The following is a 21,374-nucleotide window of genomic DNA, read 5'->3' on the forward strand; positions in this document are numbered from 1 at the left end:
CTGGAAAGAGTATATCTTTTTATCATTATGGATTAGATGATCCTCTGCCGTAGGGCAGATTAGGATTTGATGAATTGCTAGAGCTGATTCAGCCGATCGCGCAAAATCTGCGCCTGAGTCTCCGCTTCTGCCAGCGCGTTTCTTGCACCCTGCACCACATCTGCCGGAGCTTTATCAACAAATTTGGGATTGCTCAATCGTTGAGACAGAGACGCAATCTCAGCTTCGGCTTTGTTCAAGTCTTTTTGCAGCTTCGATCGCAGTGCCTCGACATCGACCACGCCCGCTAGCGGAATCGAAACCTGCACTGTTCCCACCACCCCTACGATCGTTTGACCCTCGGTTTGACCTGCTGCGGGTAATGTCAGGGGAGTAGCTTCGGCTTCCACATCCACGATCGCGTCTACTACATCTTCAAACTGACCAAATACCTCTTTAGTAAAGGCTTGTAGGTTATCTCCGAGTGCCTGTCGGTTCTCAGCAAACAAGAGATTCTGATAGGCAAACCATGCGCTACGACCTAAACCAATCAGCGTGAACAGAGTAGGCAGCAGCGGCAGGCTATTAATCTCACTTACAACGGCATAAAGCACCTTTGCTGCAACAAAGAGGGCGAAGAGTACCCCGATATTCACCGCAGCCCGCGTGTATTTTTGGCGAGGCGTGCGTTCTGGTTTTGCCTTCGACGGTTTTGCAATCGGAGCCAGAGCTGAGGTTTTTGTGGGAATAATCGGCGCAGGTTCAGGCTTCAGGATATTAAGCTGCTCGACCTTTGCCAAATCTTGAATGTAGGGCTGGGCAGCGGTGAGAATTTCTCGTTCGCGATCGTTCTCTGTCTGGAAGACGGTTGTGACTTTGACTCCGGGCTTGATGTCTGCCTCAGCGCGCAGATTTCGCACCGTGCGAATGGTTTCGATGATCAGGTCAAACTGCTGCTCCAGGTCGGGATTGATCAGCGATTCGTCCAGCGTTGGGTATACCTGAAGCGCAAGGTACTGGTCATCGCCCGATTGAGTCAGCGTATGCCAGACTTCCTCGGTAATGTGGGGCATAAACGGATGCAGCAATCGCAGTGTCCCTTCGAGAACGTGGGCAAGAACCTGCTGCGCTACTTTTCGGGAAGCGGAATCCTGATCTTGCAGACGCGACTTGACCAACTCGATATACCAGTCGCAGAAGTCGCCCCAGATAAACTCATATAGCCCTTTCGCCGCTTCGCCCAAGCCAAACTGATCGATATCGTTTGCGGTCTGGCGGATCACTTGATGATAGCGGGACAAGAGCCAGCGATCGCTCAGTTCCAGCTCATCCAAAATTGGGAAGCCAAGCTGATCCGGCGTTTGTCCGTCCAGGTTCATCATCACAAACCGGGAGGCATTCCACAGCTTATTCGTGAAGTTGCGCGAAGCTTCCACCGAGACGGATTCATCAGTCTTGCGGTTGTATTCCAGGCGAATGTCCTGTCCGGCTCCAGCAACGGCTTTGACCAAGGTATAGCGCAGCGCGTCTGTGCCGTATTTGCGAACCAGAATCAGCGGATCGATGCCATTGTTCTTCGATTTGGACATCTTTTCGCCGTTTTCGTCCAGCACCAGCCCGTGGATATAGACGTGCTTAAACGGCATCTTCCCGGTGAAGTGTCCCGCCATCATCGTCATCCGGGCAACCCAGAAAAAGATAATGTCGAATCCGGTAACAAGGGTGGAAGTGGGGTAGTAGAACTCCAGATCTTTTGTGTCGTGGGGCCAGCCCATTGTGGAGAAGGGCCATAAACCCGACGAAAACCAGGTATCCAGCACATCTGGGTCGCGCTGAAGCTGCACCTCTTCCCCGAATTGGGCTACTGCCAGCGATCGGGCTTCTGCTTCGTTCACTGCGACTACAAACGGTGTATTGTCTGCAATTTCGCCATTAGTTTCACTGACTGCATACCAAGCCGGAATCTGATGTCCCCACCAGAGCTGGCGCGAGATACACCAGTCCTTCAGATTCACCAGCCAGTCGCGATACACCTTTGTCCAGCGTTCCGGCACGAAAATCGGCTCGTCTTGGTTATTCAGGAAGTCCAGCGCCTGATCGGCTAAAGGACGAATTTTGACAAACCACTGGGTTGAGAGCAGCGGCTCGATCGGCACTTTACCGCGATCGCTGTAGGGAACGGTGTGTTTGTAGTCTTCGATTTTGACCAGGAAACCTTCTTCCTCTAGCCGTTTGACCACATTCTTGCGCGCCACAAACCGATCCTGTCCCTGGAAGTCTCCGGCGTTTTCGTTCAGCGTACCGTCTTTATTAAGAATGTTGATAAACTCTAGATTGTGCCGCATTCCCATCTCAAAGTCGTTTGGGTCATGGGCAGGCGTGACTTTGACGCAGCCCGTGCCAAAGCTGGAATCGACGTATTCATCGGCAATGATGGGAATTTCCCGATTCATAATCGGCAGGCGAATCGTTTTGCCCACCCAATGCTTGTAGCGATCGTCTTCGGGGTTCACTGCCACGGCTGTATCCCCCAGCATCGTTTCTGGGCGGGTGGTAGCGACTTCCAGGTAGCCTGACCCATCGCTGAGCGGATAGCGGAAATGCCAGAGGTTGCCCTGCACTTCTTTATTTTCTACTTCCAGGTCAGACACCGCCGACTGGGTGGCAGGACACCAGTTCACCAGATACTTGCCCCGGTAAATCAATCCTTCGCTGTACAGCCGCTTGAATGCCTCTACGACTGCCTCAGACAGCCCCTCGTCCATTGTGAACCGTTCGCGAGTCCAGTCTACCGACACGCCCAGACTTCTAAGCTGACCGACGATCGTGCCGCCTGACTCTGCTTTCCATTCCCAGGCGCGTTCCAGAAATGCCTCGCGTCCCACATCAAAGCGGGTTTTGCCCTGCGATCGCAGCTCTTTGTCTAGAATCGCACTTACGGCAATACTGGCGTGATCCGTTCCCGGTAGCCACAGCGTATTGAAACCCTGCATGCGGTGATACCGCACCAGCACATCCATCAGGGTATTGTCGAAGGCGTGCCCCATGTGCAGGCTGCCCGTCACATTTGGCGGCGGAATCACGATACAGTAAGGCGTACCGCCGCGATCGGGGTCTGCTTTAAAGACCTGATTCTCTTCCCAGGATTTCTGCCACTTGGCTTCAGTGGCAAACGGGTCATACTGGCTAGCGAGGGTGGAAATCGTTGCAGTCATTGGAAATTCTGAGGAATCACGGCGTTTCACTTTCTAAATTCTGCCATGTGAGCTTGCGGATGCGTCATTTTTAGGAGGCGATGTAGCACCTTAAATGCGTTTCAAACGCGTTTCAAACCTTCTAAACACCCATCCTCGATCGCCAAAACGCCACACCCAGCCCACTTCCCAACAGTCCCCCAAGCGCGATACTAACTGGCGCGATCAAGAGAAAACTTAGATCTGCTTGAGTGTGTTTGGGATAACCGCCCAGCCCAATGGCTATAAAGAAACACACGACCGCGCAGGCAAGGGAGCTGCTAATCATCCAGGGCATTACGCGACGGGAATGCACCAATAATGCAGTCAGCAACGCCGCACCGCTATAAAACAAACCAATGGCTAGCCCGATCGCTGCACCAAACCTGATCAAGCCATCAATCTGACTGAAACCGATGACCGAACCCCCAATCAAGCTCAGGATCATTCCAAGAAAAATCCAGCTCACTACACCGATTCCTGCCCAAAACAGTTTTGCTCGCATTTTTAATGATCAGGTTAATGATCGGGGCAATCGGTTGAGATATTTTTCGACTGCTCCACGTTTCTGCTTCGATCGGCGGCATGCCCAAAAAGTTCCTCAGTGCTAGCGCAATTCCGGGGAGCAATCTGAAGAGCCGGAGCCGTTTTAGGGCTGCGCTGTTTCGAGCCAGTCAAAAATGCGATCGAGCTGTTCTAGCGTTACCAAGCCATATTGCCAGAGGATCATCGGCAGAGGTCCAGGATCTTGCTCACGATAGCGCATTGCGATCGCGATTGAAGCCGCAGACAGGGCCAAATCCTCCTGTAGAAATCGAATAAATCGGGAGTATTTCGTTGGATTCATTCGTAAAACTCACCTCCTGGAAATGGGCTAAGCAACATCTTGAAGTTCAACTTGAAGTTCAGCGTTGAAAATTAAGCGAAAAGCGAAGCGACGACTGTGTTGTGGAGAGAGCAATAGTTACCTGCAATAGCTACCTGCAACAATTACCCAAAACAACTGCCTGTCCGCAGTTACCCAAGGTCATGATCTATTTAGCTGGTGGGTCTTTCAGTCTTCGCTCAATGCAATCGTTTGAAGTCGCTTAATCGTATAAGTAAGATAACGATGGCGTGTGACAAACAAATTAAGCTGAAGTGAACTTTCGACTGCCCTTTATTAAAGCCTTTAACTCTGTTTAGCCCTGTGATGGAATTCACAGCGATCAAATTCCCAGCGTTATAAGCAGTGAATTAACTCAGCCCCACAGAGTTTCTGTTGCTTTCCGTATCCTTATCAAAGTTTGTCTATGTCCGTATCGAGTATCCGTTCTAAACATAGATACCAAGCATAGAAGAAATACAGAAAGTCGGACTACATCTACGGAAAGAATACATTAATTTTTTCTGAAATTCCTTTGGACGGCTATAAATTTGTTTTGTGAAATTATGCAGCAAATGTAAAGTTTTCTTTGCTGCCCGTTCTGTGGTTGGCTCTGCTAAGTACAAAATCTTGAGTGCAGAATTTCAGCCGCAGCGAGTTACAGGTTGTTTGAGGAGTGGGAAAAGTTGTCCATTGCCCCTCCCTCCTCCTGAAGCAGGAGATTTGACAACGTGATGAAACTCAAAGCAGGTCGCAGGATGTCACTGACAAGATGTAGCTTGAATGACATGGTTTGAGACACGAGATTTGCCATGATGGGGGCGATCGCCCCATTCCCAAACTGACCCGAGCCTGGAGTTTGACCTGAAGCAAAAATGTCTACTGCTGCCCCCCAACCCCAACTTAAACGCGAACTCGGAGTTTTAGGGGCGACCCTTATGGGGCTAGGATCGATCGTCGGCACAGGGGTTTTTGTCAGCATTGGCATTGGGGCGAACTTAGCCGGGCCTGCGGTGATTTTGGCAGTTTTAATTGGGGCGATCGTCGCAATTTGCAATGGGTTGAGCAGTGCCCAGCTTGCAGCCAGTCATCCAGTCAGCGGTGGAACCTATGAATATGGCTATCGTTATCTCACACCCTGGCTCGGCTTCACAGCAGGTTGGATGTTTTTGGTGGCAAAGGCAGCTTCGGCGGCAACGGCGGCGCTGGGGTTTGCAGGATATTTGCTGAACCTGCTCGGACGTGACCTCGGCGGTAATGCTGTGCCGCTCGTGACGATCGCCCTGATTGCCGTCGTAACGCTCACCGCGATCGTGCTGAAGGGCATTAAGCGATCAAATGCAGCGAATACGGTAATTGTGGCAGTAACGCTGCTGGCACTCGGCTTTTTTGTGCTTGCTTGTTTGCCGTTTGCGGTGCAGAACGGCTCACAGAACCTGGTGCCTTTTTTCACGACATCGCCTACGGGCGTGCTGGAAGCGAGTGCCCTCATGTTTGTGGCATACACCGGATACGGCAGAATTGCCACGATGGGCGAAGAAGCTCGAAACCCGCGCCAGACGATTCCGAAAGCAATGCTTGTGTGTCTCGGACTCACTCTGCTGCTCTATAGCACGATCGCCACCGTTGGAATTGGGGCAGTGGGCGTCGGTGGGCTAAGCGGCACAGCTCCCTTGGAAGCGGCAATCCGTCAGGTCGCGGGAGCCGGCGGTTCGCTGGTGTTAGCGATCGGCGCAATGACGGCAATGCTGGGCGTGCTGCTCAATCTGATTTTGGGGCTATCGCGGGTGCTGCTGGCAATGGGACGGCGATCGGATATGCCACATTGCTTTGCTCAGCTCAACCGAACACAGGCAACTCCAACCTGGGCAGTTTTTGGGGTAAGTGGGGCGATCGGGCTATTGGTGCTGGTGGGCAACGTGAAAACCACCTGGTCGTTTAGTGCGTTCAGCGTTCTCATTTATTACGCCATTACCAACGGGGCAGCTCTACGGCTTCCGGTTGCAGAAAGGCTCTATCCTGCTTGGGTGTCGATCGTGGGCTTATTGTCCTGTCTGCTGCTGGCGTTTTGGGTGGAGCCGATCGTTTGGCAAGCTGGGTTGGGGTTAATTGTTGCAGGACTGATTTGGCACGGGCTAAGGCGGGCAATTCGGTAATAATGCAATTTGCCATAATGCAATTCGGCGATAATGCTGTCAGTGCTGCCCTAACAGTGCTGCTTCAAAAATCCGGCAATCAGAAAAACCAAGCATGACGATCGTAATTTGTCCGGGATATCATCCGCCTGAGCTGACGATCGGCTTCCTGAAAGGGTTAGGACGAACGAGCATCGGACGCAGTTCTGGTGAAGTGTGTTCTCCTCAAGAGCTGATTTACCCTGCCGATCGCTACCCGCCCTATTCCGGTCTGCATGTGTTCGCTTTTTTGCAGCAGCAGCTTCGCATCCGACAGTCCGAAAAAATACATCAAAATGTCAATTCACTGGTGTTTATCGGGTTTAGTGCGGGGGTCGTTGCGGCGATCGGGGCTGCGCAGCAGTGGCAGGCAGCAGGGGGAACGGTCAAAGCTGTGATTGCGATCGATGGCTGGGGGGTGCCGCTCTGGGGCAATTTCCCGATTCATCGGCTGAGCCATGATGCCTTTACTCACTGGAGTTCGGCATTACTGGGCAGCGGTGGCGATAGCTTTTATGCCGATCCGGCTGTACGTCACCTGGATTTGTGGCGGGCACCACAGCAGATCTGTGGATATCATGTTAAAACTTTGTGCAGAACTGTCGTGAGTTCCCCCCAATTACCCGATCGCTATCAGCGCACTACGGCTGCTGAACTGTTGAATCACTGGCTGCACCAGTATGGCGAGGGCAAAATTACGTAAATTTTCAAGGATTCGGGTTTAAAAATATTTACTTTAGCAGATTCGCACCTATACTATTGGTGTTTCAACCATCACGTGTATCGCCGGAAACCAGCATGAAAAACCGACGCGACGCTCACGGCAAAAACAGCAGGGACAAACGGAATCTTTACTATGAGATGGAATTTTTAGGTCAGGTCCCTCCTCCACCCCCGCCACGACGCAGGTTGCCGGGCAGAAGGCTGCTATCGCCTGTATTAGGAATTGCTTTGATGGGAGCAAGCGTTGGGTTTGCGATCGTCGTTGCCACGCAAGATCTTCGATTAGGCAGTAGCCGCAGTTTTGCCGCAGCCCAGGCAGAGCCGTTTCGATGGGCAGTCAATCGGGCAGTGAGCGCATCTGAACTCACGCAGCAGGCAAATTCCGTCGAAGAATGGAAGATAGTTGCCAAGTGGTGGCAAGAAGCGATTGACCTGATGCGTCAGGTTCCGATGTCTTATGCTCGATATGACGTTGCTCAATCGCGGATTCCGCAGTACGAGCGCAATTTGCAGTATGCTCAGCGCAAAGCCGAAGAATCAACTCAAACCGCTCCAGGGGAGGGTCTGTGGTCAGCGGGATCGCGCCGAGCCGAAGTGATTGGCATTCAGGGTAAACCTTCCTCGACCGATCGCTATGACTCGATGTGCAAAGAAGTGCTGCGCTACGGCAAAAGTGCGGTTGAGCTGCGAAATGGGGTAGTCATCCGCTATGAAGACTTCGATCGCAACTTGAGAGTAACCGCGCAGCCCAACCATTCATCCAAAAAAGCCGCTTCCTTCTGGGGATTGGGTTCTACCAAGGAAGAAGTTTTTGCTGTGCAGGGAACTCCCTCGCGTGTGACTCAATACGAATACTCCAAAAAAGAACTGCTCTACTACAGCAATAGCACCGTCGAGCTAACTGATAATCGCGTTACCGGCTATCGCAACTTTAGTAATAACCTGTACGTGCAGACCCTTCCCGTTGGACAAACTTCTAACCAGCCCTACTGGACGATGAACTCGATGCGGGAAGACCTATTCCGCATTCAGGGCACACCCACCCATGTGGAGTTAGACGACCCTAGCTGTACCGAAACGCTGAGCTATGGCAACAGCAAAATCGAGCTAAAAAATGGATTCATCACTGGATACGATAACGTGGACAACAATTTGAAAGTCCGGGTCGAATAGCCCAAAAACGCTGATCATCAAACCAGGGTTCTTCACTAAAACCGCCTCTTGAGGGACGCGAATTCGACAACAGCCTCCTACAATATCGAGATTATTCGTCTTAGGTGGCATTCATGGCGAACGCTCTCTTTAATCGAGTGCAGGTGGCAGTTCGGATGCGCATCGCCCTTCGGGATCGTGAGTTGGGCGATCGAAAGCTCTATGCCGAGATCGAGCAGGTTTTGCCCCAGCTTAGAAATCGGGAAGGGGTGCAGGATGTCACCCTGGTTGCGGTGAAAGTTGCCCCCGAAATGCCGATCGGAATGATGCCGCGCAATATTAGTGGCTTTTTGCCGGCGGTGCTGGAAGCCGAAGTGCGATTGCCCTATCTTATGCAGGTACTCGATTTTTTGCGCGATCGACTGTTTGAAAATCGAACGCTGGAAATCACTCTGAAATCCTCAGACGGTAGAGACTTCAGCAGTCAAGCCAGCAATTCTGAGGAGCTAGATTTTCTCATGCAGGAAGCGGATTCTTTCTTCTTGCCTTCTAGCGAGAAATAATTGCTCAGGGCATCCAGTGAGAACATGATGCTATCGGCAACGCAGTGAATCAAAAACCTCGATCGCCCGATCTTCTGCCCGTTCGCCTAAAGCAGAGACGATCGCAATATAGGTATGCGCTTTGAAGTTGGCTTCCCCCTGATAGCGCACAGCCGGAATCGAGGGTGCACCTGCTGCTACGGTTAAATGTCCAGTCTGAATCGTGACGGGAACACTTGTGCCGCAGAGAAGCCGATTTTCCGTTCGGGCACTGTGAATTTGAAACGTGTCCACATCCTGATAGGAAAAAGAAAATCCTGAGAGAAAAACGCTGCTATCCCCAGTGATATCCTCTTCAGAACTGGGATCAGTTGCGCCTTCAGTAATCGGAATTCTTGCCAGAAAGAGTTCAGTTTGGGGTGGCGCATTAGTTCCGGCGGGCAGGGCAGGCAGAGCAACGGGAGATAAGCTATTCATCACTGCCAGTTTGCCGCCGCCCAGATTTGTGCCGAAAACGCCCCTCGAACCGCCCGCAATTTGATAATCAGCAATGCTTTGAGCCGTTGCCTGTGCCCGACGCGGATCAAACGCATTGTTCAGAGCTTTAACGCCCAGCCCTGCTAAACCGACTGCAACCAGAAGAACAGCTCCCGCCGTAATGGCGATGCCTTCCCAAACGCTGACTGTATATTGAGGAGATTGGGGAGAAGAAGTCATAGGCATTCACGAGTCAGGAACATTCAGGATTCCCCGCTTCAGGATTCCCTGCTTCAGGATTCACGGCGGCAAACAAAGCGGAATAGTCTGCGTCGGCTAACCCTTCGGTGCAGGCAATCTCTATGATGTGCTGAATGCCTGCTAAACTATCCACCTGCAAGCCGAGATTGCGGGCTTCCTGCAAAAACAGATTGGCATCTTTGAGCAAATGTCTGGTGGGAAAGTTGGGGTTGGCAAAATCGCGATCGATCATGCGCTGAAGTTTCTTGTCAAAGGTAGGCGCATATAGCGCGCTCTGGCGTAACACCTGCATAAAGGTGTCGATCGGTACATTCTGCCGCTGCACGAAACCCAGACTGAGCGAAAAAGCAGTCGTTAACGCGGCAATAAGCTGATTCAGTGCCAGCTTTAGCGCAGCCGCCGAGCCAACTTCCCCGACGTAGCGCGGCATGCCCAACTGACGCAAAATCGGCGACCACTGCTCAAACTGTTCCGGCGTACTGCCGACCATCACCTGAAGCGTCCCGGCTTTTGCTTCTGGAATACTGCCCAGCACCGGAGCCTCCAGATAAAATCCACCCGATCGCCGTATCTCATCGTGCAAATCGCGGCTTTCCTGCGGTGCAATCGTTCCCATCTGGATCACGGTGCGATCGGCAAGCAAAGAGCGGCATTCTTCGACCAGCAAAACTTCGTGAATTGCCGGGGCATCGGTCAGCATCAGCAAGATTAATTCAGACGATCGCAGCAGTTCGGCTGCCGAGGAGGCAAGTTCCGCTCCTGCATCTTTGAGCGGCTGCAATTTGCTGGCTGTGCGGTTCCATGCGGTGACAAATTCTCCGGCAGTCCGCAGTCGCTCCACCATTGGCAAACCCATCAGTCCGGTTCCCACCAAGCCAATTTTCATGCGTTGTGCCCTCCTGCGTTCCCTTGTCGATTTTAGAAGCAGAATGACTGGATCGGACCAGAAGAGATTCAGCTGGAATTCAGAAGATCTGTATTATCATGTAGTTTCGTGTAATACAGCTTCCGTAATTCATCCTCATTGGCTTGTTGTCTCTACTGCTGGTTTTCAAGATCGATCGCGCCTCGCTTCCTTACCGACTCATTTTTTCAGCCCCCTTCAATCCCCGGAGGTTCCTATGAACGATCGTCGCTTGCCTCCCGCTCGTCGAGAATATATTTACTCCTACCCCGACGAACCCACACGCTTCTCTGAATGTCCGCAATGCTCAAAACAAACGCTTTATCAGCGCAACGCCGACAAGTTTGTTTGCCTTTCATGCAGCTTTCAGCGCGACCTGTCTAAGCCGAAAGAAAAAAGCTTCCTGCCGACTCTGCTGATGCTGTTAACGCTGATCGTGCTGGTGCTGTTTATTCTTGCCGCTTAGTGTGATTGGTTCAAAAGGGTTCAAAAGTTAATCGATTTGCTAGGGGCGGTTCACCGATCGCCCTTTCCGCTGCGTCTACGCGATCGTCTCTGAAGGATGTTTCAAAAGTCTTGTCTTTGACTCAAATTGCTCGCTTCGCCCATTCTGGTCGGGTGTATTGATCGGTCGAAATGAGCTTCATTTCACCCTTTTGTAAAAGAACTCTGTTTACCGATGCGATTTGCTCAATTTACGAAAGCAATGCCCCAAGAACAATCTGCTGAAATGCCTGTGGGACAAGTTCTGCGCCGCAGTGTAGCTCTTGTACTGCGATCGGCTCCGCGAGAAATTATCAACTTATTGCTACTGAATTTGGTGTTGGGGGCAGGTCCATCGATCGCCCTTTATTTTGGCAAGGTCGTAATCGATGAAGTCACCCGTTTGCTAGCCGCAAATGTGACCGGAAATTCGCTCCCAATTCTGCTGAACAATCAGCTTTTACTGACGGCGATCGTGGTTACGATTGTGTTTAACATTGCTGTTGATTCGCTTCAGCCCATTCAGACCAATATCATTACGGCATTGCGCGATCGGGTAAAGGGTTATGCTCAGGGTCAGATGATCGAGAAGGTGGCCAACTTCAATGACATTGCGCTGTTTGAGAATCCAGAGCGGCTAAATCTGATCACGCTGACCAAGGAAAAGAGCCTGTCTAAGCTTCAGGAAATTACATTTAAGCTGCTCGAACTGCTGATTGGGATGCTGCGCTTTTTACCTTCAGTGCTGCTGTCTGCGTCGATCGCTTGGTGGGTTCCGATCGTGCTGGTCATTGGGTTCGCGCCCTCGTTTTACGTGGATATGAAGCATCACAATAAAAGCTGGCGCGTCGAGGAAACTCAGGCAGCTCTGTCTCGCCAGATGGAAATTTACGCCAAAGTTTTAACTGAAGACACCTATGCCAAAGAACTGCGGCTATTTTCCTTACAGTCCATTTTGCTTCAGCGATGGCGCGATTTGTTTGAACAAATTTTTGGGGCAATGCAGCGAGTGCGACGGGCTGGCGCAACCCAGACCCTCATTTGGTCATTAGTCAGCGGCATTGGCGCAGCGGTTCCCTACGTGTTTATCATCCTCGGCGTGCTGGAGCGTCGCTATACCTTTGGGGATTTGGCACTGTTTACCGGACTGATTCTCGAACTGCGGAGGAGCGTGTCTTTTATTGTCTTTGCGTTCATAGGACTGTACGATGCATCTCTGGGCACTCGTCCCTTTTTTGCACTGCTTGATTTACAGCCTGAAACCATTAGCGGTACTGCACCCGTCCCGTCATGCGATCGACTGCTTTGCCAAGAGACCAGCTCCCCATCGCCGCGCTTCTCTTCGGGTGAAATCAAGGGTAGCGGAATTCAGGTCAAAAATCTCAGTTTTGCTTATCCTGGCAGCGAAAAACCGACGCTACAGGACATCAACCTGACGATCGGCCGTGGAGAAATGATCGCGCTGGTGGGCGAAAATGGAGCCGGAAAAACCACCCTGGCAAAGCTGCTCTGTCGCCTTTATGACCCTACCGCAGGCGCAATTCTCTGGAACGATCGCGATTATCGTGACCTGGATCTGAACGAGCTGCGATCGAAAATTGCCGTGGTAATGCAGGACTACGCTCGCTTTCCGGCAACGCTGCGGGAAAATGTCGGCTGGGGCAATTTGTCCAGACTGGAGTCCGATCGCGCCATTCAAACTGTGCTGGAGGAAGCCGGAGTCGCCCAGCTCACCCACAAACTGGCTCACGGACTCGACACGCCCCTGGGCAAACAGCTTGAAAAGGGTGTGGATCTCTCCGGCGGACAGTGGCAGCGCGTTTCGATCGCCCGCTCCCTGCTGCGATCCCAGGCGGAACTGCTGGTGTTTGATGAACCCACGGCTGCCCTCGATCCCAAAAACGAGCATGAAATTTATCAAATCTTTCGCACGATCGCCCAGGGCAGAATGAGCATTGTCGTTAGCCATCGCCTTGCCCTTGCCAAACTTGCCGATCGGATTATCGTGCTGGAGCATGGCAAAATTCTTGAAACCGGAACTCACGCCGAACTGATGGCAAACGGCGATCGATACTACGAGATGTTTACGCGGCAGGCAAGTAGCTATCTCGAAACTTAAAGGCAAGTCGAAATCGCTGAACCCTCATAATCTCCTGCTGAAGCGATTCGAAAAGACGATCCCTGCTGCTACCGAATCGCTTCAGCCCCAACCTCCAGCAATTTAGACGAGTCAGCAGATGGCATCAGCGGCGATTAGCTAACGGTCTCATCCCCATTTTCTATGAAGCAATTTAATAAAGAACAAAAAAAAGAGCGAACAATTGTCCGCCCTCAAGGATTGTAAAAGATATAGAAACAGTCACGTTTAAAGGTGCCCTGTGTAAACCGAATTACTTCTCAACGTTTGCCAGCTTTCGGTTGAGCAAACCCGGAATTACGGTTAAAGAAGGCGTTTGTGGACGCTGCTTAAACCAATTTAAACCGATTATCGTGTAGGTTTGAGCATTGTGATTTTCAAAAGTATCACCCACGGAAAAAGAACGATCGCTGCTCAGTGTGCCCACAATCCGCTGATGAAGGTCAACTAACAAATACTGCATAATCCACCTCTTGAGTCAGAAATAACGCAAATTAATGAAGTCAAAACGAAGCCAAACAGAAACGAATCAAACTTCAAGCAAAAACCAGAACTCGCACAAGACCAAAGTTTAGTCCGATCGCTTTTATAAGCAATCGAAATTAAGCTGCCTTAAGGATCTAACCTGAGAAAACCCTCAAGCGATCGCCTATTATCAGCACTTTAATCAATGAATAAATCGAAAAACTAGAAAGAAACTAAAGCACTTTCACCGAGATGCTACCAGGACTTAGAACTAGAAAAAACAGCATGATTAGAGTTAATTTTTAACCCAATTCAGACTTTTCTTCAATTAACAGCACAATGCAATCAAAGCTCAATCAGTCTTTTCTACGTCTCCCAATTACCAAAGATTTAGCTGAATTAGTGCTATCGCAAAATCTCGATCGCTCTGTCATTTGCGCTAAAAGTTTATCGATCAATTAGCGAACAAACGGCAGTATTAACTAATGAGGAAAATGGCATTAGAACTAACGTATTTCTGATAGAAACTTCAAGCGTTTGAGTGTGTTGCTCAACTTCCCCTTCTTATAGCACGTCTTTTTTAGAAATGGTAGATCTTGGAGATGATTAATTCGAATTAATATTCCTTTACAGATCTTTTCAATTCTGTCGCAATAGTGATAAAAATACTGTCGGTAAAAGCAGTTTGCTTCAGATTCAGTTTTTCGGTTCCTTTCTCTACTGTAGCGACTCAGTTTCGGCTTTGCAGTTGTAAAGCTCAATTTGTACAGAAAGTACAGCAATCTTTAGCAGAGAAGGGAAGCATCTCATGATACCTCCCCCCTTCATCAAGATATTTCAACTTAGGTTAGCAACCTATCGCTGATCCCATTCTCCGGCTGCGTCTGATACTGCCTGATCGATCGACTTTTCGCCCAGCATCGCTGCCTGCAAATTGTCGTAAATAATCTTTTGCAAAACCTTAATCTCTTTTTGATTTGGAAGCAGCACTTCTGCATCCTGCATCTGTTTCGCGCTGATGGCTCGCGCCTGATCGATCGCCGGAGCAGAGCTAGGAACCTGCGTGAAATAGCTATCTTTCAGAGCTGCCACCGTCGAGGGCAACACGTTCGCGGCTTTGGCAAACGCAAGCTGATTCTGGTCGTTCGCTACAAACAGGGCAAACTTGAGCGCAGCATCCGGCTGATCCGTTTTGCGCGGAATTACCAGATTCATGACCGCAACGCTTTTTTTGCCTGTAGCTCCAGTAATTTGCGGCGCAGCTGCAGACACTTCAGCCACAGCAGGCGCATTGGTAGCGATCGTCTTCAAAAACTGCGGGCCTGTTGACAAAAGAGCCGTTTGCCCAGACTGATATAGCTCAATCCCGCGTCGGTGTCCCTGCGTTAGTGCCTCTTTGGGCAGCAAATCTTGCTTGTACAAATCCGTCCAATATTGAAACACTGCCTTGCCTTCAGGCGTATTAAACGCCGCTTTCCCCTGATCGTCTACGAGTTGTGCCCCCATCTGCACAAACGACTGCAACACCTCTCCCGAATCCTCAGGCACAAAGGTGGCAAAGAAAGCGTACTTCCCGGTTTTCTCCTTAATCTGCTTCGCGGCTTCAGCCAGTTCTACATAAGTTGCAGGTGGCTTGTTGATCCCCGCTTGCTTCATGATCTGCTGGTTATAAATTGCGATGCTGGTAGACAAATACCAGGGAATACCAAAGCTCTTGCCGTTTAGGGTGTTCGCCTGCCAGATCTTGGGCAAATACTGCTGTTTATCAGTGTCGGTCAGGCGATCGTCCAGCTCTAACCAGGCATTGCGTCCAGCAAGCTGCGCTGCAAAATCTGGGTTCAGATTCACCACATCGGGAGCCGTATTCGCCGAAACCGCCGTCAAAATCTTGCTCTGCATATCCGCCCACGGCACATCCACCCAGCGCACCTTCGTGCCCGGATTGCTCTGCTCAAACTGGGCAATGAGCTGATTGAAATAGTCGGTAAACTGCGGTTGAAGCTGCATCGTCCAAAACTCAACTTCTGCCGTCCCTGAACCTGCTTGGGGCGATCGAGAAGGACTGGGGCTACAGCTACTCACCACCCAGCTCAGTGCCAATCCCAGCAGCGCGAAAATTCCGACGGTTTTCCAGGTTTTTCTATTCATACTTCCTGCCTCCAGCCGCAGTTTCCTCTGCGTTTTCCTCAGACTACTTTAGCGGACGGTGGAGCGTGGATGGGATCTCAGTACTTGAGGGAAGCCAGAACTTCGTTGTAGGGAACCACTCCAGCTACCGCATGACTCACCTGACGCGCAATCCGAGGATTCTGTTTCATTAACCAGATCAACAGATAATTCATAAAGGAGAATTTTCTAAATGCTTTAATGCGTAACCCTGCCCGCAAATCCGCTTCAAAGTGAGATTCATACAGGTATTGCCAGTTGTCTGCGATCGCCTCGGGAGTTCGACTCATATTAACGGCTTGGGCAACGTGGAAACCGCTTAGGATTGCATTAGCAATGCCTTCTCCCGTCAACGGATCCGTCAAATTTGCCGCATCGCCAATCTTCAGAATTTTCCCGTCAGTCACTCTATTTCCTTTTTTAGCAGTTGCTAGAGGAAATACCTTGGGGGATTGCTGTTCCACCACTTTGCTGAGGATTTGCTGTGCAATCTTATTGCTTCCAACGAATTGCTTAAAAAGTTGAATCACATTGATTTTTAGCTCCTGGTATTCGTCTAGCCAAACGCCCACGCCCACATTTAATTTAATCAAGTCATGCTGTGTCGAAACGGGAAAGATCCAGCCATAGCCATTTACTCCCAGGCTTCGATCGAAATGAATTTGAGCTTCCATCAGCGCAGTTTCAGGTAAATCTTGCCGCTGCACCGTCCAGTAGGCTCGAATCGCGATCGCATTCACCTCTCCGGCAGAAACTCCGCGAGCATCAATAATGGTGTCAAACGCATCCGTCAATCCGTGATGATGCCAATTGTTTTTGTGAACCGTTTGAACCAGAAAACGGCATCCTGCATCGATCGCTTTTTCATACAAAAGTTGATCAAACACAGCTCTTGGAATGCAGTAAGCCTCCAGATTGGTTTGTTCGCTGTGGCTAATTTGATTGGAAACCCCCAGAAAGAAATGATGAATTGGGGCATACTCTGAAGCGAGTTTCTGAATATCGTGCGGATAAATTCCCATCGTGGAGATCGCCTGAATCGATTCGATGCTAATGCCATCGCCGCAGACTTTATCTCTGGGAAAACCCTGCTTGTCCATTAAGGTGACATCATGCCCACTTTTTGCCAGGTGATATCCGGCAGAACATCCGGCGGGTCCTGCACCAACGATCGCCACTTTAGCCATCCTTCAACCTCCTGCGAAATCGGGATCAGTGAGAGATTAATAATCGACTCCGAAAAAACAGGGATGCCGTACTGCCTGAGCAGTGAATTAGCTGCTTTGCGATATTTTGAACTTCCTGCTGTCGCCTAACTTTTTTGTCTGAAAGATACACACCCAGCAAAGCCTGATTAATTAACTGATGAAACCCAGTATGGGGAAGCTGGGAAACACTTTCAGCCGCGTTTTGCATAAAGTGCTTGAATCGCTCCAGCATATCCTCATGATTTCTGTAGTAGAAACAGAAGTTTAAGTCTCCGTTGACGCGGTCTTCTTCCTGGTCAATCAAATAGTCCAATAAAATATGGAATCCCTGCACCCAGGGAAAATAACTATTCTTGACGCGATTGGTCAACTCATTTGACAGCTCCTGATCCAGCCCATACGCGACTAAACAGAAAATTCCCAGCGTGGAACCTGCACAGGCAGAAAACTCATACCAGCGCAGTTCAGGAAGCTGCTTTTGATAGGCAGAAAACCACATCTGCAAGCGGGGCACTCGCTCCTCGATTCGCACATGCTTATGTACCTGGAGATTACAGTAATAGCTGGCTAGCTCATGCACGGCGGGGGCGATCGTTCCATAATTCGGAATTTGGCATAGCACATCCTGACAGGTTTTCACCAACGCCTGCAAATAGCCGCCATCGTTCTGCTCGTCTCGAAAGCGGTAATAGTTTTTACCCTTTGCGCCCGGAGTCAGTGCATTGGCTATGGACTCATGCAGGGCAGAAAAATCGGCGGGATCAAGCGAAGTGCTGCGATCGCACAAATTATCCAGATAATCGCTAATCGTTTGATACGCCACAATAAACCGGATCGCTTCCTGCCAGTGGCGCTTCGCCAGCAACCCGTAAATCGAGCCACCTTCACAATGAAATTGTTTCGCTGCAAGACTCGCCAATGCTTGCCAACGCAGCTCCGGATTAGGAATTTCTTCTGCCCGTCGCCTCCAGCCTTTCAACTCACTCCGGACAGTTGGAATCACTTTAAAGCGAGTTTCTAGTATGAGCGTCCAGGGAGATACCGGAATATTCATAGCAAATTGGACTGCTGCAGCTGCCTACGATGATTGCTATCAATCTAGAAAGGCTGATACAGTTCAATCCTCTGCTTAGAGGAAGAGTTGGTGAGGCGATCGACGAGTTACTGGCCTCTATAATACTGGCTCCCATAATAAAGGGGGCGAAGACCTGCTCCCCGCCCCGGACTTATGGCAACACCTTAAAAGGGTTGATTGTTAAAATTGCTAGGAACTAGCGTTAATGGCACTCAGGAAGGGGAATTGAATCCACTGTTTCTCCTGTAGGAGGGCATCTCTCCTGTTTGATTGAAGGGAGGATGCCCACTACACCAGCAATTCAATCCACAATTCCTAGTTCACTGGGAATCGACCTGCGGTTGCGCCAATAAGGAAGGCGGCATAGGTCAAGATGTAACCCACTGTGAAGTGAACTAGACCTGTTAACCAACCCTGAACGATCGAGAGAGCAACGGGCTTGTCCTTCCAGCGAATCAAGTTCGCGAGCGGAGTGCGCTCATGCGCCCAGACCAGCGTTTCGATCAGCTCTTGCCAGTAGCCTCTCCAGCTAATCAGGAACATGAAACCAGTTGCCCATACTAGATGCCCGAAGAGGAACATCCAGTCCCAAACGGCGATGCTGTTCATGCCGTAGGGGTTATAGCCGTTGATGATCGGACCTGAATACAGCCAGAGGTAGTCACGCAGCCAGCCCATGATGTAGGTTGAGCTTTCGTTGAACTGTGCGACGTTGCCTGACCAGATGCCCAGGTGCTTCCAGTGGAAGTAGAAGGTTGCCCAAGCGATCGTATTCAGCATCCAGAAGATTGCCAGATAGAAAGACTGTTCCCATCCAGAGGTTTGGCACGTACCGCCACGACCCGGACCGTCGCAGGGGAAGGTAAAGCCAAAGTCTTTCTTGTCGGGCATCAGTTTTGTACCGCGTGCATCGAGCGCACCTTTGACGCCGATCAGCGTGGTCACATGAAGTCCCAGCGCGATCGCGTGGTGAACCAGGAAGTCACCAGGACCGATCGTGAGGAACAGCGAGTTATTGCCGGAGTTAATCGCGCCGAGCCAGCCCGGAAGCCAGACGTTGGCGTGGTTGGGCCATGCGGTCGAAGCCAAGCTACCTGGATTCGACAGCAGCGTATCCATGCTGTAAAGCAGTTTGCCGTGGGAAGCCTGAATGAACTGCGCGAACACAGGCTCAATCAAGATTTGCTTTTCCGGTGTACCGAAAGCCTGCATCACGTCGTTGTGGACGTACAGACCCAGGGTATGGAAGCCCAGGAACAGCGATACCCAGCTCAAGTGAGAAATAATCGCTTCTTTATGGTTGAGAACGCGATCGAGCACGTTGCCCTTGTTCTGCACCGGATCGTAATCCCTTACCCAGAAGATTGCGCCGTGAGCAAATGCCCCAACCATCAGGAATCCAGCAATGTACTGGTGATGGGTGTAAAGCGCAGCCTGGGTCGTGAAATCCCTTGCCATGAACGCATAAGGCGGCATCGCGTACATGTGCTGCGCCACCAGCGACGTTACCACACCCAGAGCAGCCAGGTGAATTCCAAGCTGGAAGTGCAGTGAGTTGTTGTAAGTGTCGTACAGCCCGTGGTGAGGCAGGTTGAACTGACCTTCACTTCGAGGAGTGAGCAGACCCGCCTTGGAGTTGAGCATTTCTTTAATGCTGTGCCCAATCCCAAAGTTGGTGCGGTACATGTGACCCGCAATGATGAAAATCACGGCGATCGCTAGATGGTGATGGGCAATGTCCGTCAGCCACAGCGATTCAGTTTGCGGATGAAAACCACCTAGGAAGGTGAGAATTGCGGTTCCGGCTCCCTGAGACGTGGTGAAGACGTGCTCAGCAGCGTCCGGGTTTTGAGCATACGCACCCCAGTTACCTGTGAAGAAGGGTGCAAGTCCAGCTGGGTGTGGCTTCACGGTTAAGAAGTTATCCCAGCCAACATGGATGCCGCGTGACTCAGGAATCGCAACGTGAACCATGTGACCTGCCCAAGCCAGCGAACTCACTCCAAACAAACCTGCTAAGTGGTGGTTCAGGCGAGATTCAGCATTTTTAAACCAGGACAGCGACGGACGGAACTTCGGCTGAAGATGCAGCCAGCCCGCAAACAAAAAGACCGCTGACAGCAGGATGAGGAAGAGGGAACCCATGTAGAGTTCACCGTTGGTTCGCATCCCGATCGTGTACCACCAGTGATAAACACCAGAGTAAGCAATGTTGACCGGGTAACCCACGCCACCCTGAGTAAACGCATCAACTGCGGGTTTACCAAAGTGCGGATCCCAAATCGCATGGGCGATCGGGCGGATGTGGAGCGGATCTTTAATCCACCGTTCAAAGTTGCCTTGCCAAGCGACGTGGAAGAGAAGACTGGATGTCCAGAGGAAAATGATTGCCAGATGACCAAAGTGGGAAGCAAAAATCTTTTGATAAAGATTCTCTTCCGTCATTCCATCATGACTTTCAAAATCATGGGCAGTCGCAATCCCGTACCAAATTCGCCGTGTGGTGACTTCTTGAGCAAGCCCCTGGCTAAATTTTGGGAATTTCGTTGCCATAGACGTTTGCCTACCTCGTAATTTAGTAAGCGAAGGAAAGATTTGCAGTTAAACACCACTTTTAGTGGCAAAAATAAAAGGTTGAAAAACCCTGAGAAAATAATTTAACCCAATGCGAAACTGCTTCCCGTAGGAGACGATCGACTGGTTCAGGAACCGCTTTCAACCACTTCAAGAATTCTACTCTTTCTCGTAGCCAGAAGCGACTTTCCTGTCACATAAACTTCACATAATTTAGACAGATGAAATCACTAAAACCTCCTTATTGCATTCAACCATTGATGAAGGGGAACGAGAAGCAATCCAGGATTTGTTGTGCTGTAAATCACTGTAATTAGGAAAATACTCTACCCGTTTCGGAGGACAGCCATCTCTACCTAAAGGAAGAGAAGTTATCGGCTTGAAATTGTTAACTTATCTTAATTTTATTCGAGCAAATGATTTATTCTAAGAAGATTTATTTCTTTTAGGTGAGTGCTTGATGCGTTGTGCTATTGCGTTCCTTGATTTGTTTAATAGTCGCTTCGATCGCTAACCCAAAAATATCTACATTCTTCTTTTGCAGTAGATTTTTTCCCAGTAGATTTTGCAGTAAATACAGGAATGCTTTTACTGAATCACTTATGTATCGCTTATGTATTAGCGCTCGTGCATTGCTCTATTCACTCCACCATGTTCTTCTCTATATTTTTTCTGGTAAAGTCAGTCCAAAAAACTAGTCTAAAAGTTTTGTATCATTAGCGTTTCAGTTGCAATATTTTGTGATAGTCAATGTACTGGTAATGTAGTACTTAAAAATAAGTTTAGGTTTGGGTTTGATTGTCGTTCTAAGTAGACTCACTCAGTGAGTAATCGCCGCTGGGTGACGATCGCCAGTAACTGATCACCACTGAAATTAATTGCTAATGGCTATTAATTGCCTGATTGCCACTGATTGAAACTGATTTCCGCAGGGTGCAAAAAAAGATGCGTCGTGT

At 50.1% G+C, this 21,374-nt stretch carries 16 protein-coding genes; 6 read left to right on the forward strand and 10 right to left on the reverse strand.

Annotated features, from left to right (window positions below; translation table 11 throughout):
* Positions 1–77: 77 nt before the first annotated feature.
* The 3 genes from NDI45_RS07245 to NDI45_RS07255 all read right to left on the reverse strand — a co-directional run bounded on the left by NDI45_RS07245 (position 78) and on the right by NDI45_RS07255 (position 4,059).
* Complete coding sequence (locus NDI45_RS07245) at positions 78–3,194, reverse strand: valine--tRNA ligase (protein WP_348246891.1); 3,117 nt, start codon at positions 3,192–3,194, stop codon at positions 78–80.
* A 121-nt stretch (positions 3,195–3,315) separates the two neighbouring features.
* Positions 3,316–3,717, reverse strand: a complete 402-nt coding sequence (locus tag NDI45_RS07250; RefSeq protein WP_348246892.1) for a hypothetical protein — start codon at positions 3,715–3,717, stop codon at positions 3,316–3,318.
* A 144-nt stretch (positions 3,718–3,861) separates the two neighbouring features.
* Positions 3,862–4,059 (reverse strand): DUF2949 domain-containing protein, encoded by a 198-nt coding sequence (locus NDI45_RS07255; RefSeq protein ID WP_190793454.1) that lies wholly within the window; start codon positions 4,057–4,059, stop codon positions 3,862–3,864.
* Between the two features lie 893 nt (positions 4,060–4,952).
* Here NDI45_RS07255 and NDI45_RS07260 point away from each other — a divergent pair.
* The 4 genes from NDI45_RS07260 (at position 4,953) to NDI45_RS07275 (ending at position 8,689) form a co-directional block, all read left to right on the forward strand.
* The gene (locus tag NDI45_RS07260) at positions 4,953–6,233 is read left to right on the forward strand and encodes an amino acid permease (RefSeq protein WP_190793453.1); all 1,281 of its coding nucleotides are present in this window, start codon (positions 4,953–4,955) and stop codon (positions 6,231–6,233) included.
* A 94-nt stretch (positions 6,234–6,327) separates the two neighbouring features.
* Positions 6,328–6,954, forward strand: a complete 627-nt coding sequence (locus NDI45_RS07265; RefSeq protein WP_348246893.1) for a hypothetical protein — start codon at positions 6,328–6,330, stop codon at positions 6,952–6,954.
* A gap of 95 nt (positions 6,955–7,049) precedes the next feature.
* Positions 7,050–8,147, forward strand: coding sequence for a hypothetical protein (locus NDI45_RS07270; RefSeq protein ID WP_348246894.1), 1,098 nt, complete (start codon positions 7,050–7,052; stop codon positions 8,145–8,147).
* A gap of 113 nt (positions 8,148–8,260) precedes the next feature.
* Positions 8,261–8,689 (forward strand): hypothetical protein, encoded by a 429-nt coding sequence (locus NDI45_RS07275; protein ID WP_348246895.1) that lies wholly within the window; start codon positions 8,261–8,263, stop codon positions 8,687–8,689.
* Positions 8,690–8,719: 30 nt separating this feature from the next.
* Here the strand turns inward: NDI45_RS07275 and NDI45_RS07280 are convergent, their stop codons facing one another.
* Positions 8,720–9,385: a hypothetical protein gene (locus NDI45_RS07280; protein WP_190793449.1), complete on the reverse strand. Its 666-nt coding sequence runs from the start codon at positions 9,383–9,385 to the stop codon at positions 8,720–8,722.
* Between the two features lie 13 nt (positions 9,386–9,398).
* Positions 9,399–10,334: an NAD(P)-dependent oxidoreductase gene (locus NDI45_RS07285; protein WP_348247019.1), complete on the reverse strand. Its 936-nt coding sequence runs from the start codon at positions 10,332–10,334 to the stop codon at positions 9,399–9,401.
* Positions 10,335–10,527: 193 nt separating this feature from the next.
* Between NDI45_RS07285 and NDI45_RS07290 the strand changes: the two genes are divergently transcribed.
* Positions 10,528–10,776, forward strand: a complete 249-nt coding sequence (locus tag NDI45_RS07290) for a hypothetical protein (protein ID WP_190793447.1) — start codon at positions 10,528–10,530, stop codon at positions 10,774–10,776.
* A gap of 213 nt (positions 10,777–10,989) precedes the next feature.
* Complete coding sequence (locus tag NDI45_RS07295) at positions 10,990–12,912, forward strand: ABC transporter ATP-binding protein (protein ID WP_348246896.1); 1,923 nt, start codon at positions 10,990–10,992, stop codon at positions 12,910–12,912.
* Between the two features lie 271 nt (positions 12,913–13,183).
* Here the strand turns inward: NDI45_RS07295 and NDI45_RS07300 are convergent, their stop codons facing one another.
* The 5 genes from NDI45_RS07300 to psaB form a co-directional block, all read right to left on the reverse strand.
* On the reverse strand, positions 13,184–13,393 hold the full coding sequence (locus tag NDI45_RS07300; RefSeq protein WP_348246897.1) for a hypothetical protein: 210 nt from the start codon (positions 13,391–13,393) through the stop codon (positions 13,184–13,186).
* A gap of 857 nt (positions 13,394–14,250) precedes the next feature.
* Entirely contained in the window at positions 14,251–15,543 is a 1,293-nt protein-coding gene (locus NDI45_RS07305) for a sugar ABC transporter substrate-binding protein (RefSeq protein WP_190793445.1), read from the reverse strand.
* A gap of 77 nt (positions 15,544–15,620) precedes the next feature.
* On the reverse strand, positions 15,621–16,748 hold the full coding sequence (locus tag NDI45_RS07310) for an NAD(P)/FAD-dependent oxidoreductase (RefSeq protein WP_348246898.1): 1,128 nt from the start codon (positions 16,746–16,748) through the stop codon (positions 15,621–15,623).
* Positions 16,749–16,773: 25 nt separating this feature from the next.
* A complete protein-coding gene (locus NDI45_RS07315) occupies positions 16,774–17,823 on the reverse strand; it encodes a tetraprenyl-beta-curcumene synthase family protein (protein ID WP_348246899.1) in 1,050 nt (349 codons plus the stop codon).
* A gap of 336 nt (positions 17,824–18,159) precedes the next feature.
* Positions 18,160–20,397: a photosystem I core protein PsaB gene (gene psaB / locus NDI45_RS07320; RefSeq protein ID WP_348246900.1), complete on the reverse strand. Its 2,238-nt coding sequence runs from the start codon at positions 20,395–20,397 to the stop codon at positions 18,160–18,162.
* Between the last annotated feature and the right edge of the window lie 977 nt (positions 20,398–21,374).

It is taken from the genome of Leptolyngbya sp. GB1-A1, assembly GCF_039962475.1.
Classification (GTDB): Bacteria; Cyanobacteriota; Cyanobacteriia; order Elainellales; family Elainellaceae; genus Leptolyngbya_A.